This is a genomic window from Mycobacterium riyadhense, assembly GCF_963853645.1.
Lineage (GTDB): Bacteria > Actinomycetota > Actinomycetes > Mycobacteriales > Mycobacteriaceae > Mycobacterium > Mycobacterium riyadhense.
In genome coordinates this window covers 5,472,885-5,486,818 of sequence record NZ_OY970456.1, presented here as the reverse complement: position 1 = coordinate 5,486,818, position 13,934 = coordinate 5,472,885, and the positions used below count along the sequence as shown (strand labels likewise).

Here is a 13,934-nt window from a genome sequence, read left to right as displayed (position 1 = left end):
CCTTGCGCCGGTGAACATCCGGGCCAGTAGGGTCTGTCAACTATGGTTACTGCAAGCCCGGACGGCACGCCGTCGTCGCCAACGCGCGTCGAGGTGCTAGGCAACATCGGTCCCAATTGGTTCGCCTCGGTCATGGGTACCGGAATCGTGGCCGTTGCCGGCGCCACGCTGCCCGTCCGGGTGCCCGGACTGCGCGGATTTGCCGAGGTGGTCTGGATAATCGCCGCCGTCTTGCTGGTAGGCCTGATCGTCGTGGTTGGGGGCCACTGGCTACGCCACCCCACCGTGGCACGCAGCCACGTCCGCAATTCGCAGATGGCGCATTTTTACGGGGCGGCGCCCATGGCGCTGATGACGGTCGGCGCTGGAGCGGTGCTGATAGGCGGGGATCTCATTGGGCAACGCGTCGCCGTCGACCTCGATTGGGTGCTGTGGACCCTTGGGACCCTCGGCGGGCTGTTCACCGCCGTCAGCATCCCCTTCCTCATGTTCACGCAGTACGAGGTCGAGCCCGATGCGGCCTTCGGTGGGTGGTTGATGCCGGTGGTTCCGCCGATGGTGTCGGCCGCGACGGGCGCGATGCTGCTCCCGCACCTGCCGCCGGGAACCGGCCGGGAGACCATGCTCTACGGCTGTTACGCGATGTTCGGCTTGTCGTTGGTGGCTTCGCTGAACATCATCGCGATGATCTGGACTCGGCTTACTCACTACGGCACCTCGGGCACCGCGCGGGTGCCGACACTTTGGATAGTGCTGGGTCCGCTGGGCCAATCCATCACGGCCGCAGGACTTCTCGGGGCGGCCGCGGCGAACGGGGCGATTGATCACCGGCTGGCCGAGGATATGAACGCGTTCGCGATCCTGTTTGGAGTTCCGGTGTGGGGTTTCGCGGTGTTGTGGATCGCGTTGGCCACCTCGCTGACGGTGCGCACGCTGCGCCGCGGGATGCCGTTCGCCCTCACCTGGTGGAGCCTCACCTTCCCGGTCGGCACCTTCGTCACCGGCACGTCGCAACTGTCGGCGCATACTCACCTGCCCGCATTCAAGGTCGCCGCGGCCGTCGCGTATCTAGGTTTGTTAGCCACTTGGATTCTGGTTGCCGTCCGCACCGCGCGCGGTAGCTTGCGGGGCAACCTGCTCAAGGTGCCGCCCAGCAGCACACCGGTCAAGGCCAGCAAGTCGCGATAACCGGGCTGCGTTGGCTGCCGAGAGTGGGCTACTGCAGCCGGCGTCCCTGAACGTAGGTTTCGGCGACGGATGTCTCGCGGATTCCCATCAGCAACGCGAACAGGGTTTGGTCACGAGCCATGATGGGGTCGTCCGAGCGCGCCCCGTAAGTCAGAGCGGCCTGCAGTGCCGGGGTCCGGCTCGGGTCGATAACGACGAAGTCGGCTTCCTTGCCGACGTCGAAGTTGCCGAAGCGGTCCTCCATGTCGAGTGCGCGTGCGCCGCCAACGGTTCCGATAAACAGCATCTCGGCCGGATGCATGGAAACCCCGGCCGGGCCCGGTTCGGAGATGTGTACCTTGAATGCCGCACCGATCACCTGCGGGATGAGCCACTCGTCTCCGCCGCCGAAATCCGTTCCGGCGGAGATGTTTACACCGGAAGCCACGGTCCGCAGCCACGGCATGGTGCCGGATCCCAGGAACTGCTGAGAAATCGGGCAGTGCGAGATCGAAGTGCCCGTCTCGGCCATCCGCTCCAGTTCCGCGTCCTGGCAGTGCACCGAATGCGCCATGATGCTGCGGCGCCCAAGCAGGCTTGATCCGCCAACGGCCGAGCCCGGCAGGAACTTACCGTCGTAGGTGTCCAGGTATGAGCTGACCCGATACCTCTCTTTGGTTGCGTCCACTTCACCGGTGCCCGGGCGATTGTTCTCGTTGAGGTGTGTATGGAAATACACGCCCCGATCGCGTACTGAGTCATACAGCTCGCCAAGGCTTTTCAGGGTCTGTGTGGTCACCGCGAGCGAGAAGCGCGGGACGACCGCGACGTGCAATCGAGCGGTCTTCACATCGCCGGAGTCGGCGGCGTGCCACTTGTCGATCTCCTCGCGGGTCAGCCTGATGGCGTCTTGTTCCGAGGTGAGCAGTCGTGCCGCCGCCGCGGGGCCGGTTGTCTGGATACCGCGCCCACTGACGATCCGTAGTCCACGACGCTGGGTTTCGGTGAACAACGCATCCTGAGCGTGGGGAAACGCGGACCCAAACACCATGGCGGCAGTGGTTCCCGCGGCGATGCGCCGGTTGCAGAACTCGATCGCCGCCTGCGCGGCGACGTTCTCATCGGCGAACCGGGATTCCGAGGGGTAGATGCACAGGGTCAGCCACTCCAGCAGCTGCCCGCCGCCGTAGGAGTCACCGGCATAGGTCTGCGGGAAATGCACGTGGGTGTCCACAAAGCCGGGCAGCAAATAGCCGGGCCGGTGATCGGATGTGGGCGCGGATTGAAATTGCGACGGGATGCCTGTGCGCTCGCCGCAGAAGGCGATGCGGCCGTCATCGCCGATGACCAACGCGCCGTCGGGAATTGACACCAGGGCGTTGGCGGCGTCGGTCACCAACGGAGCGCCGGCGAGGTGAAAGACGTGCCCCAGATGAATCCGACTTGCCACCCGATCCTCCCACTAGGTTTGTTGGCGGGCGTGCCGACGACTGGATGTCGCCCAGGCGAGCAGAGCGAATGAGGTTGCGCCGCAAGTCACGAACACCCACGCCATGGGTTCCTGCGAATGCTCGGGGAGGGCGCCGACGACGAACATGGCGATGGTGATGATCAGGTAGGTGCCGGCACTGATGAGGCCACCGATCAATCCGAGGTTGCGACTGAACAGTCCCAGCGCTTCGCCGTACATCTGCGGACAAAGCTCGCCGCAACCCAACAGCGCTAGGCACGCGCCGATCGTGATCGCCAAGGCATGGTTTCCCACGAGCAAGCCGGACCCGAGCAGCACCGCGGTGCCAAGTCCGAAGACCGTCAGGGCGCCCATGGCCAGTCGCCGCGTAGACAGCCGCGCGGCGAAGATGCCGCATGCCAGTTCGCCGCACAGATTGGCCACCCCGACAATCAGTGCGATCAGTCCGTAGGCCGCCGGCGAGAAGCCGAGGTTCTCCTGGTAGAGGAACGGACCGGCAACGCCGAAGGCCAGCTGCGCCGAGGCGATGAGCCCGAACACCAGCACGAAACACAGGAACACCCGGTTGCGGATCGCCTCGGCGATAACCCGGGCGATCGCTGCGATGTTGATCGGTGAACGATCCTGGCGTGCAAGAGTTTCGGGCAGCGCCAGGAGGACTATCGCCGCCGCGAGTAAGGCGAGGGCGGCAATGCAGACAAACACCAGGCGCCAGGAAAGATACTGGACCAGGATGCCGCCAGCAGCGGGTGCCAGCACCGGCGCCAGCCCCCACGCGGTGCCGAGCAGACCCGACACCGACGTCAGTCGGGGGCCGCGGAAACAATCAGCGGCGATCGCGAAGGTCACCACCATGCAGGCGCAAGCGGCTGCGCCCTGCACGAAGCGCGCCGCCAGCAGGAGCGTCACACTATCGGCGGCCGCGCACACCAGACTCATGGCCACGACGATGGCCAGGCACGTCAACAGCACCGGTTTGCGCCCGCGGGCATCGGCGATGACTCCCACCGGGATGAATGCCAAGCTCATACCCAGTACGTAGGCCGCGACCGTGTGCTGCATCGCCGCCGATGACGAATGTAGGTCGACGACCATCTGCGGGAGCGCCGGTGTGTACAGGTCAAGCGGAATCTGGCTCAGCGGCACCACGAACAGCAAAATCGCTACGAGCCGCCGCAGTGGTGCCGCGAGCCCGGATTCGGGATCGGCGTCCCCCACAATTTCCGCCACAAGCCCGGATCATCGCATGCCGGCTCCTCAGTATTTGAGGTTTTGCGTCAATGTCGCCGGTACGGGCGGGTTCGATGCGCGATCCGTTGGTGGTAATGCGAAGATTGCTGCCCGTGATAGGAAATTTGGCGCCAGTGCTGACCCATCTCGTGCCGCTCGCGCTGGTCATCGCCGTCTCGCCGTTGACGGTCATCCCGGCCGTACTGGTCTTACATGCGCCGCGCCCACGGCCGGCTAGCCTGGCCTTCCTCGGAGGTTGGGTGTTGGGGCTGTCCGCGCTGACGGCGACCTTCGTCACGGCATCCGGTGCGCTGCACGGTCTGCACAAGGCTCCCCCGACGTGGGCCTCCTGGGTGCGGGTAGTACTGGGTTCGGCGCTCATCGCGTTCGGTGTATACCGGTGGCTGACCCGGCACGGCCACGGCGAATCGCCACGCTGGATGCGGACGTTTTCTACGATCACCCCGAGACGCGCGGGGGTCACAGCGGCAGTGCTGTCGGTGGTCAGGCCCGAAGTATCGATCATGTGCGTGGCGGCCGGACTGGCCGTCGGCACCAGCGGGCTCGGCCTCGGGGGCAGGTGGCTAGGGGCGGTGATCTTTGTCGGCGTGGCGGCATCGACGGTCGCCGCGCCCATCTTGGCCTACGTCGGCGGTGGTGATCGCCTCGACGAACCGCTGACCCGGCTCAAGAATTGGATGGAAAAAAACCACGCCGCGATGCTCGCGGTGGTGCTGATCTTGATCGGTTTGATGGTGCTCTACAACGGAATTCACGCGCTGTAACTTCCCGCGCGAGTTCCCCGCGCGAGCAGACGTAAATTCCCCTAATTCGGCACCGAATTAGGGGAATTTACGTCTGCTCGGCAGAGCTTACCGGCGCCTGGGCTTGGCGGCGGCGATCACGGTCACGCCCAAGGCGATCGCTCCCACCACAACCAGCGGGTGCCACCACTGCGCGCCCAGCCAGTAGGCATTAACGCCAACCAGGCCGGGGTGCTTCTCATCGCCAAACAACCAGTCGCGGACGGCCGGCGTCGCCAGCGAAAGCACCGCTCCGACAAGCGTTACCGACAGCAGCGCGAACAACAGCCGGCTCGACAACTGCCACGTTCCCAAGACGATGAGATAACTACCGGTTCCCGCCATGATCAGACCCGTCACACCCAGGACCGTGACCGATTGAATCGCGGCTGCAACGCCGAGCACGAGCAGCGCCGCGCCGGCCATGATGGTCGACCTTGCAACGCCCTTGGTTAGCGAAACCACTCGATAGCCGCCCAGCGTCAACGTTCGCAAGGTGACCACCGGCGGCTTGATCACGCTGGGAAGTTGCCGGACGGACCCGGCCGCGCCGGATGCAGTCGCAGCGGCCTTGGCGACGGTATGTGCCATCAGTGGCGAGCCCTTGTCGGTGAGGAACGTCTCGCTGGCGACGGGATTTTCGTTCAACAGCGCGTATTTGGCCTGTCCCGGGCTTGCGGCCAGCACCTTCTGGGCCCAGGTGCGCGAGGTCGTCGGGCTCCAGTCCGGCCGCTGTCCCGGCCGGGGATCGATCACGGTGTTCGCCAACCCGTCCAGCTCCTCGTCGAGAACCCGTTGCTGCCACGCTTGCGCCAGCCACATCGAGGTGCGGGGAACGCTGGGCGGTAACGGCGTTGCCGGGTCGTCTAGGAACGCGAGCTCACCGAGCAGCATCTGCCGCGCCTCATCTGAACTCGGAAGCTCGAGTGTCCCAATAGCTTTGAGCTGATCGAGAAGCCATTGCGCGTTGCTTTCGGCTCCGTTGGCGACGGCGCGGGTCTGCGCGATCCACCGCAGCCGTCGCGGATCCAGGAGAAGGTGGACGAGCCAACCCGCTCCGTCGAGCCGGCCCCACATCCAGTCATTGGCTCGCCAGGACCGCTTGTAGAAGGCGCCGAAGTGGTGAAACTGCATGCCGGTTAGCTTCTGCTGAGCCGTCTGCCAATCGGGCGCGAGCAGGCTGCGCGTATCGGCGCTCACTTGCACCAGCTCTACGGACTGGTCGATGTCTGCCTCGGCCGGAAGCATCGCCCGCTGGGTTGTGGCCAGATCGAACAATTTCACTGCCAGGGTTGGCGGGTCGCCATTCGACCCCAGGTAGTCGAGGTAGGTATGCAGCGGGCTGGCCGGCGCCGCGGTGGCGGCCAGCCGCGCCAAGGTCTGGTAGTTGTTGGCCAAGACGCCGCCCAGCCTTTCCCAAACGTCGTCTTGCACCTTCAACTGTTGGAGATAATCCGCGGCCACCAGGCGGGCGGCGCTGGCCAGCGAACCTCGCCGGACCGCCTCACCTGAGCACACCGTGCGAACAAGAGCACCGAAATCGACTGCTGCGGGCGGCGGGCAGGCCTGGTGGATTCCCTTGGTGAGCTCCGCCAATGTGGCGATATCGGCATCGGACTCGGCGAGCTGGTATGCCGCCTGAACCACGTTGAGCGCGCACCCTTTTGCGAGGTCGTACGCCGGTTGGCCATAGCGGGCAAAGTCGGCTGGACGGTCGGGCAGTGGCCGGTCGGGCGGTTGCGACCAACGACTCAGGATCGACTCGGTGATCTGCCGGCCGCACAACTTCTCTGCGTCGCTGCCGACGCCGAGTTCGGGTTCCCAGTGCCGCGGAATGCATTCGGCTGATGGCCCCGACTCCGGTGGCCAGGAACTGAGCTGGCGTAGCAGAGCATCGGTAAGGGCTTGGGCATGTTTGGTCGCCTCGCGAGTCGCATAGTCCGTCAGCAGCGACGGGGTGAGCAGCCGCAGGCCTTCGGGCAGCGTCGCCGCGAGCTCCGCGAGGCGAAGTTTGGTCTCTGTTCGCGCGTCCATACGGTCCTGATGGGCGCGGATCTCCCGGAGGTCGGTGGCGATCGACTGAGTGGTGATTGCCGCCAGGTCCTTGAGCAGCCCGTCGACCAGTCCGAGCGGCTCGTCCACATCGGCCTGGGGGACCTCCGTCGCCAGATCCGGCGCCGGTCCGGAGGACGGCACCACGAAGAGCAGCACTCGGCGCACCGGGCGACGGGCTGGACGATCGAAGATCCGCCTGAGCAGCACGCCAATCGGCCGGTTGTCGAGCAGTCCGCCATCGGCGACCCAGTGTGCCCGGGTGATGTTGGTGAAGGGCGCCATCGGGGGTCGAGCCGGCACGTCGCCCTTGGCGGCGGTTCCTTCGCTGAAGGGTAGGAACGACGGCTCGAAGGCCACCGGGAACGACGCGGAACTGCGGGCAGCCAACGCCAGGGCGCCGACTGTGCCCGCCTTGGCGAGCTCGGTCTGGGTAAAGGTGAAAAGTCCGCGTCGGTCAACATCTTGAACGAGCGTGCCGAACGAGTCGGTGAATCTGCTTGTCTCACCGTCGAGCAGCGTCGTCGTGACGTACAGGGTGGTCGACGGGGTGCGGGCGCCCGCCGGGAAGTGCGCGGGCGGGAACGGCCCGGTCGCGAGTTTGGGAATGTGCTGCGCCAACGCGGCGAACATCCGTTCGTCGCCGTACAGCAGGGATGGTGTGTATTTGTCGCGCGGGTCCCGCAGCAGATCGGTCAAAGCCCCGAGATCGAGCCAGAGGTCGCGCAGCCCGCCCAGGTCAGATCCCGAGACTCGCGACGACGCAAGCAAGGCCGCGTTGATACCACCCGCGCTCGTCCCGGACAGGATGTCGACGTCGACGACCATGTCGAGCAGGTCGATGAGTTCGGCGTAGAGCTTGAGGGAGGTGGTCGACTCCTTGCTGAGTCGGTTGTCCGTCGGGAAGGTTCCCCCCGCTCGGCGCCACTGTGATGCCTGCGCAAGAAGGTTGATCTCGCGCGCCACTCCGGCCATCCAGATCGCGAGACTGACTCCACCCGTCATGGTGGTGGCCAGCCGCAGTTCCTGAGTCAACTCCGTTACCGGCGAGGGCCTGTCGAATAACATGCGCACCCCTCGAGTAGCGGGGTCCACGATGGAGCCGGGCCCCTGGGCCAAATTTGCCAGAGCGCAGCTTGATCGACATTAAGCCTAACGCCTGCAGCCGATTTGGTCCCCCGTCGTCGGCGCGGCGAGGCCGTCGCTTGAGTCGGTTCTAGGATCTCGTAAATGAGCCCACCACTTGAACAGTTCTCGATACAGGGGAGTGACGGTGTGCGCATCGTCGCCGACCGCTGTGGGGATCCGGATGCGCGTGCCGTGGTGTTTTTGCACGGCGGTGGGCAAACCCGCCGCTCCTGGGGCCGGGCAGCGGCCGCGGTGGCCGAGCATGGTTGGCAAGCCGTCACTATCGACCTGCGCGGCCACGGGGAATCGGACTGGTCAAGTGACGGCGACTACCGCGTTGTCAGCTTCGCCCGCGATGTCCAACGGGTGCTGCGCGCCTTACCCGCACAACCCGTGCTGGTGGGGGCATCCCTGGGCGGGTTTACCGCGATGCTGCTGGCGGGGGAGCTCTCGCGGGGTATTGCCAGCGCGGTCGTGTTGGTGGACATCGTGCCCAACATGGACCAGTCCGGGGCGAACCGAATTCACGCCTTCATGGCCGACCGGGTGGAATCGGGGTTCGGCTCACTCGACGAGGTCGCGGACGTGATTGCCGAGTACAACCCGCATCGGCCCCGGCCCACTGATCTAGAAGGTCTCACCACGAACCTGCGCCGTCGCGGTGATCGTTGGTACTGGCACTGGGATCCGCAGTTCATCAGTGGCACGGCGGCGTTTCCGCCCATTGAGGTCACCGACGCCGAGCGGTTGTATGCAGCCGTCGCCTCGGTCCTGCGCGACGGCGTGCCGATGCTTCTCATTCGCGGCCAGATGAGTGACCTCGTCCGGCAGGAGAGCGCCGACGAATTCCTCGCGCGGTTCCCTCAGGTCGAGTTCGCCGATGTGCACGGCGCGGGACACATGGTCGCCGGCGACCGCAACGATATTTTCGCCGCGGCCGTCTTGGACTTCCTGGCTCGGCACGCCGACGCCAGATGACGTGATTGCGGTGGTCAGCGCTCCAGTGCCCGAGCGAGGAGCGTTTTGATTTCGGCGGCCGACGCTTCGATGGAGCGGATGCGTTCGTTGGAGTCGTCGACCGTGGTTCTTATCCCGCCGCCAAATCCGCGCAGCACGTCGGCAAGCATTTGTTGAGTGTCTCCAAAGGCCTTGATCGCCTCAGACATTGCGTGCAAGTCGGCCTGGGATGCCTCTAAGGCCGCGATGCGGGCTCTGAGGCTTTGCAGGGTGCCGTCGAGATCTTCTGGGGTGGCCACGTCGGCATCGTAGGCGTTCGACTGCGGGCACGCCCAGATTCAGGACCCAAGGCCCGATGCCACCAGGCTTTGCACCCCAGCGGCGCAGCCGCGCAGGAAGTCGGCGTGGTCCAGGCTGGGGAACGTCTCGACAGATGCCGCCTCCTTGGCGCAGATCGTGGGAATCCGGCTGGAAACGGGGATGTGTTCCATCGAAAAGCCCTCGGCGCGCATGCGGGTGGCCGTGAGTTGGCCGTCCTTTATCGCCTTGCTGTAGCCCAGCTGATAAGACGGGCTGGTCGTGTCGGTGGTGTCGGCCTGAGCACTGCTTGCGGCAACAAGTGCCGCACCGAGCGAGCCACCGATCGCCAGAGCCAGCAGCGGTCTCGAGGTGATGCGCCGACGCGACGGCTGTGATTGGTCGGTCGCTATGTACTGCGTCATGGCGTCTCCCTGGTTGTCAAGTGCCGGTTCCCGCATCGGTCTTCTGTACCGAAGTAGGGGCCCCGTGCTCCCACTATAAGACATAGATTTCAGAAATGGAACATCATTCTTGAAATCAATCATAGTTGCTGGACACGAGTAGAAGATCCGCGGGCGAGGCCATTTTGACTGGTTTCGAGTCACCTACTACCGTTTGTGGTATGCCGAGACTAACGCGGACCGGTAAGGAACTTGGTCGCGTGCTTGAGTGGCTGCTGAACCGGGATGTTCCAGACGGCGAAATCGCATCCGCCCTAAACCTGGCGAAGGCCACCTATTCCAGGCGCAAGGACGCCGATGATTTCCCAAGCTACGCCGAACTGATCTCGCTCGGAGAACACTTTGGCCTCTCCGCGCGCGTGCTGCAGATCGCCTTCGGCTGGCGCGGAGAGGACGAATTGATCCTGCTTGACATCGACGAGATGCGTCAGTACTTGGAGCAGGCCGGTGTCGCGCTGTTCGCCAACGAACGGATTCGACGGTACATCGAATCACGCAAGGATGGTGACTACCCCTTGGCCAACGCGGTCCTGAAAATGGCCGAGGTCGTCGACTCCCGCTTCAAATCGGAGGAGACAGGCACCTAAGACGCGCCGCCGTGCCTGGCCCGCACCACTGTTACGTCTGCAGCGGATCGGCGTGCATCAGGTTCTCTCGATGCGCCGGCATCTTCGGAAGCAACAAGGCGGGGATGACGGTTGCCGCCAGCAGGATCAAGGCGACTGCGAACACCCCGGCGTAAGCGCGGGACAAGTCGTTGGCAAGGCGCTCTGGGAAATCCGGCGCGAGAACGTGCGACGGCAGTTTAGACAGGTCGGCCGGCACGCCCCGTCGGGCCGCCTCGTCGCGAATCCAAGCCGCCCGATTGGCCGCCGCGATATCGGCACTGCCGTTGAACCTAGCGGTAAGGATCACCGACATCAACGCAGCGCCTATGGATGCAGCCGTATTGTGGTTGACGGTCAATAGCGTTGAGCCGTGGGCCACTTCGCTCGGCTTGAGCGTGCGCACCGCCGCCCAGGAAACCGGAGTCATCATGCAGGCGCTGCCGACGCCAAACATCGCCAGCCCGGTCAGCAGCACTGACAGGTCCACATGGTCTCGGCTTGTTCCGTAGACAAACACACCCATGCCCATGACGGTCAACGTCGTCCCGGTCAGCACGATGCCGCGCGCCCCGTGCTGTTCGAGTAGCCGTCCCACAATCGGAACCACCGCGGCAGCACCCAAGGTTTGCGGAATCAGGAGCAGCCCAGACTCCAATGGCGTCTTGGACAGCACCTGTTGGAAGTACCCGGGAAACAATAGGCAGCACCCGAAAAAGCTGGCGGCGAACAGGAATCTGATCGCGTTGGCCGCTGCGACCTCCCGATTGTTGAGTAGTCGTAGATCGATCAGCGGATGATCGGCGCGGCGCAGTGCGTGGACGACGAAAGCGACGATCAGCAGCAAACCAGTGGCCGCTGGTACCCAGATGTAGGAGTCGGCGATCGCGGCGCGGTTGGGTAGCAATGACATGCCATAGAAAAGCAGGACGAGCCCGGGGGACAGCAGCACCATGCCGAGCATGTCCAACGGCTCGGCGGGCACCGGAACGTCCCGGGGGAGCACGCTTACCGCCAATACCAGCGTGAGCACTCCGATCGGAATGTTGATCAGAAAAATCCACTGCCAGCCGAACGCGTCGATCAACCATCCACCGAGAATGGGGCCACAGATCGGGGCCAGCAACACCGGAACCATGCCGATCGTCAACACCCGCCCCAACAGTTGGGGGCCGGCCGCACGAGCCAGGATGATGAGCTGCAGCGGGAGGAGCATTCCGCCACCAAGACCTTGCAAACCCCGAAAAGCCACCAGCAGCACGATGTTCGACGCCAGCGCGCATAGCAATGATCCGATGGAAAACAGCAACACCGAACCCAAAACCAGCCGCTTAGTGCCCAGCCGGTTGGCGGCCCAGCCGGTGAGGGGGATCACCGCGGCTAACGCCAACGTGAAGGCGGTCACGGTCCATGCGACGACCGCCTGCGTCGATGAGAATCGGTCGATGAAGGTCCGCTGCGCCACATTGACGACGGTGGCATCCAGGGTCACCATCACCGGGAGCAGCGTGCACACCGCCGTGATCATCAAGAGCCTGGAATCCAGTGTGGCGGGGTGATCCCCGGTGCGGGCCGCCTCGCGCGGCGGCCGATCCGCCTGGCTGCGCATCGTGTCACTCTATCTGCAGAAATGCGGCGCTAGCCGGGGTTACAAGGATTTGCCAAGCATCCATATAGATCGCGGCCAGACCCTGTTGACATGTTCGTGAGCAACGCCAGGGAAGCGGAACCGTTTGTGGCGGCGGACTTGTCGGAGATCCGGCTCTTGGTGGACCGGGCCACCATGGGGATCGCTTCGGTCAGTCTGGCCCATGCAACCGTGGCCGCCGGTGCCGAGACCATGTGGCATCGCTTGGATGACACCGACGAAATCTATTTCGTCCTCTCCGGACGTGGGCTCATTTCAGTGGGTGACGAGTCGCGAATGGTGGGACGCGGTGACACGGTCTGGATACCGGCGGGGACCCCGCAAAAGATCCAGAATGTCGGTCCAGGTCCGTTGGCGTTCTTGTGCGCCTGTGGTCCGGCCTATGTGCCGGAATGCGATCAGCGAGTCGTGCCGTGACCACCATTGGCGATCATCTTGTCCACCGGATGCGCGAGGCGGGCATATCCGTCCTTTGCGGGCTCCCCACGTCTAGGCTCGACTCGTTGTTGGTTCGTGTCACGCAGGATCCCGGTTTCCGGATCGTGCTGGCGCGGCACGAGGGCGGCGCCGGCTACCTGGCCGACGGCTTCGCCCGGGCGTCGGGAAGGCCCGCGGCGGTCTTTGCGGCAGGCCCTGGGGCGACCAACGTCATCAGCGCCGTCGCGAACGCCTCGGTGAACCACGTGCCCATGCTTGTCCTCACCGGCGAGGTGTCGGTCGCAGAATTCGGTCTTTGCTCGCAGCAGGACACCAGCGACGACGGCCTCGGCCTGGGTGCGGCCTTCCGCCGACTGTGCCGCTGTTCGGTGTCGATCGAATCGGTCGCCAATGCGCGCAGCAAGATCGATCGAGCGTTTCGGGCATTGGCCAGCGGGCCGAGGGGACCTGTGCACATCGCGCTGCCGCGCGATCTGGTGGACGAGCCGCTGCCGGTCGATCAGATTGGCGCCGCTGTGGCAGGTCCTGGGGCCCCGAGAATCCTGGCGCCCTGCGGTCCCGAGCTGGCCGATGAGGTGATCGGCAGGTTAGATCGGTCCGCCGCCCCCTTACTCTTGCTGGGAAATGGCTGCCGCAGCGACGCCATCCACTCCGAAATCGTCGCGTTCTGCGAGCAAGCCGGGCTCCCGTTTGCGACAACTCCGAACGGCCGGGGGGTCGTCCCAGAAACGCATCCGCTCTCGCTCGGCGTGCTTGGCCTATTCGGCGACGGCAGGGCTGAAGACTATCTCTTCGATACGCCGTGCGATCTGTTGATAGCGGTTGGCGTCTCGTTCGGCGGCTTGGTCACCCGCTCGTTTTCACCCCGTTGGAACGGACTCAAAGCCGACGTCATCCACGTCGATCCAGACCCGTCGGCGTTCGGCCGACTCGTCGAAACGTCGCTCGGGATCAACACATCCAGTCGTGCGTTCGTGGAATCGGTGCGCTCCGGGCGGTCGTCGCAACCTCGGCGGCGGGCCGCTGTGCCGCCGCCGACACCCCTGACGGTCCCGGAAACCCAGGGAGAAGCCATCCATCCTTTGCAAGTCATGCGCGAGTTGGACTCGAAACTTGGCCGGACGGCCACGATTTGCGTGGATGTTGGTACCTGCATTTATTGGGCCTTTCGCGGCATTCCGGTACGCCGGCCCGGCGGATTCTTTGCAACCACTGACTTTTCGCCCATGGGATGCGGCATCGCGGGTGCCATAGGCGTGGCCTTGGCGCGACCCAACGAGCGGGTCATCTGCATCGCCGGGGACGGGGCCTTCTTGATGCATGGCACCGAGATTTCCACCGCGGTCGCTCAGGGGATCCCGGTGACGTGGGTCATTCTGAACGACGGACAAATGACCGCAAGCAGCGGTCCAATCCAGGGGCGGATGGATCCCGCGGCGGTTGGGTCGGTCGCCCGGATCGGCGCGAACGATCTGGCGGCGATGGCCAGCGCCCTTGGCGCGCACGGGATTCGGGTTGATATGCGCGCCGAGCTTCGCGCTGGTATCGAAAAGGCGTTGGCCGCCACCGGCCCCTGCGTGCTCGATGTCGCGATCGACCCAGCGGTCAACAAGCCCGACATCGGCGTCGGCAAGTAAGGCGGCGCGGCGGTTCCAAGAATCCACCAAGGATCCG

General features: G+C 64.7%; 12 protein-coding genes. 6 read left to right on the top strand and 6 right to left on the bottom strand.

Annotated features, from left to right (window positions below):
• Nucleotides 1-42: 42 nt before the first annotated feature.
• Nucleotides 43-1,188, top strand: a complete 1,146-nt coding sequence (locus tag AADZ78_RS24255) for a TDT family transporter (protein ID WP_085249564.1) — start codon at nt 43-45, stop codon at nt 1,186-1,188.
• 28 nt (nt 1,189-1,216) lie between these two features.
• On the opposite strand, the gene AADZ78_RS24250 is transcribed toward AADZ78_RS24255, so the two are convergent.
• Together AADZ78_RS24250 and AADZ78_RS24245 are read right to left on the bottom strand one after the other, a co-directional pair.
• A complete protein-coding gene (locus AADZ78_RS24250) occupies nt 1,217-2,617 on the bottom strand; it encodes an amidohydrolase family protein (protein WP_085249565.1) in 1,401 nt (466 codons plus the stop codon).
• Nucleotides 2,618-2,629: 12 nt separating this feature from the next.
• On the bottom strand, nt 2,630-3,868 hold the full coding sequence (locus tag AADZ78_RS24245) for a multidrug effflux MFS transporter (RefSeq protein WP_239656679.1): 1,239 nt from the start codon (nt 3,866-3,868) through the stop codon (nt 2,630-2,632).
• Nucleotides 3,869-3,963: 95 nt separating this feature from the next.
• Between AADZ78_RS24245 and AADZ78_RS24240 the strand changes: the two genes are divergently transcribed.
• The gene (locus AADZ78_RS24240; protein ID WP_085249659.1) at nt 3,964-4,653 is read left to right on the top strand and encodes a GAP family protein; all 690 of its coding nucleotides are present in this window, start codon (nt 3,964-3,966) and stop codon (nt 4,651-4,653) included.
• Nucleotides 4,654-4,740: 87 nt separating this feature from the next.
• Here AADZ78_RS24240 and AADZ78_RS24235 read toward each other — a convergent pair whose 3' ends face one another.
• A complete protein-coding gene (locus AADZ78_RS24235) occupies nt 4,741-7,791 on the bottom strand; it encodes a patatin-like protein (protein ID WP_085249566.1) in 3,051 nt (1,016 codons plus the stop codon).
• A gap of 162 nt (nt 7,792-7,953) precedes the next feature.
• Here AADZ78_RS24235 and AADZ78_RS24230 point away from each other — a divergent pair, with 162 nt between their 5' ends.
• Nucleotides 7,954-8,829: an alpha/beta fold hydrolase gene (locus tag AADZ78_RS24230; RefSeq protein ID WP_204903311.1), complete on the top strand. Its 876-nt coding sequence runs from the start codon at nt 7,954-7,956 to the stop codon at nt 8,827-8,829.
• Between the two features lie 14 nt (nt 8,830-8,843).
• Here the strand turns inward: AADZ78_RS24230 and AADZ78_RS24225 are convergent, their stop codons facing one another.
• Together AADZ78_RS24225 and AADZ78_RS24220 are read right to left on the bottom strand one after the other, a co-directional pair.
• A complete protein-coding gene (locus AADZ78_RS24225; protein ID WP_085249567.1) occupies nt 8,844-9,107 on the bottom strand; it encodes a hypothetical protein in 264 nt (87 codons plus the stop codon).
• Between the two features lie 39 nt (nt 9,108-9,146).
• The gene (locus tag AADZ78_RS24220; RefSeq protein WP_139828570.1) at nt 9,147-9,530 is read right to left on the bottom strand and encodes a hypothetical protein; all 384 of its coding nucleotides are present in this window, start codon (nt 9,528-9,530) and stop codon (nt 9,147-9,149) included.
• Nucleotides 9,531-9,769: 239 nt separating this feature from the next.
• Between AADZ78_RS24220 and AADZ78_RS24215 the strand changes: the two genes are divergently transcribed.
• Nucleotides 9,770-10,156, top strand: a complete 387-nt coding sequence (locus tag AADZ78_RS24215) for a hypothetical protein (protein WP_239655035.1) — start codon at nt 9,770-9,772, stop codon at nt 10,154-10,156.
• A gap of 31 nt (nt 10,157-10,187) precedes the next feature.
• On the opposite strand, the gene AADZ78_RS24210 is transcribed toward AADZ78_RS24215, so the two are convergent.
• Complete coding sequence (locus tag AADZ78_RS24210; RefSeq protein WP_085249569.1) at nt 10,188-11,783, bottom strand: DHA2 family efflux MFS transporter permease subunit; 1,596 nt, start codon at nt 11,781-11,783, stop codon at nt 10,188-10,190.
• Between the two features lie 90 nt (nt 11,784-11,873).
• Between AADZ78_RS24210 and AADZ78_RS24205 the strand changes: the two genes are divergently transcribed.
• Both AADZ78_RS24205 and AADZ78_RS24200 read left to right on the top strand, forming a co-directional pair.
• Nucleotides 11,874-12,239 carry a cupin domain-containing protein gene (locus AADZ78_RS24205; protein ID WP_085249570.1) on the top strand — a complete coding sequence of 122 codons (366 nt, stop codon included), beginning with the start codon at nt 11,874-11,876 and terminating at the stop codon, nt 12,237-12,239.
• Nucleotides 12,215-13,897, top strand: a complete 1,683-nt coding sequence (locus tag AADZ78_RS24200; RefSeq protein ID WP_085249571.1) for a thiamine pyrophosphate-binding protein — start codon at nt 12,215-12,217, stop codon at nt 13,895-13,897. Before AADZ78_RS24205 ends, AADZ78_RS24200 begins: the two co-directional genes overlap by 25 nt.
• Nucleotides 13,898-13,934 lie beyond the last annotated feature (37 nt).

Bases quoted from the DNA above. Each gene is read 5' to 3' on its own strand.
- AADZ78_RS24230 (WP_204903311.1), top strand. From the start codon at position 7,954: ATGAGCCCACCACTTGAACAGTTCTCGATACAGGGGAGTGACGGTGTG.
- AADZ78_RS24240 (WP_085249659.1), top strand. From the start codon at position 3,964: ATGCGAAGATTGCTGCCCGTGATAGGAAATTTGGCGCCAGTGCTGACC.
- AADZ78_RS24210 (WP_085249569.1), bottom strand. From the start codon at position 11,783: ATGCGCAGCCAGGCGGATCGGCCGCCGCGCGAGGCGGCCCGCACCGGG.
- AADZ78_RS24235 (WP_085249566.1), bottom strand. From the start codon at position 7,791: ATGTTATTCGACAGGCCCTCGCCGGTAACGGAGTTGACTCAGGAACTG.
- AADZ78_RS24255 (WP_085249564.1), top strand. From the start codon at position 43: ATGGTTACTGCAAGCCCGGACGGCACGCCGTCGTCGCCAACGCGCGTC.
- AADZ78_RS24205 (WP_085249570.1), top strand. From the start codon at position 11,874: ATGTTCGTGAGCAACGCCAGGGAAGCGGAACCGTTTGTGGCGGCGGAC.
- AADZ78_RS24200 (WP_085249571.1), top strand. From the start codon at position 12,215: ATGCGATCAGCGAGTCGTGCCGTGACCACCATTGGCGATCATCTTGTC.
- AADZ78_RS24220 (WP_139828570.1), bottom strand. From the start codon at position 9,530: ATGACGCAGTACATAGCGACCGACCAATCACAGCCGTCGCGTCGGCGC.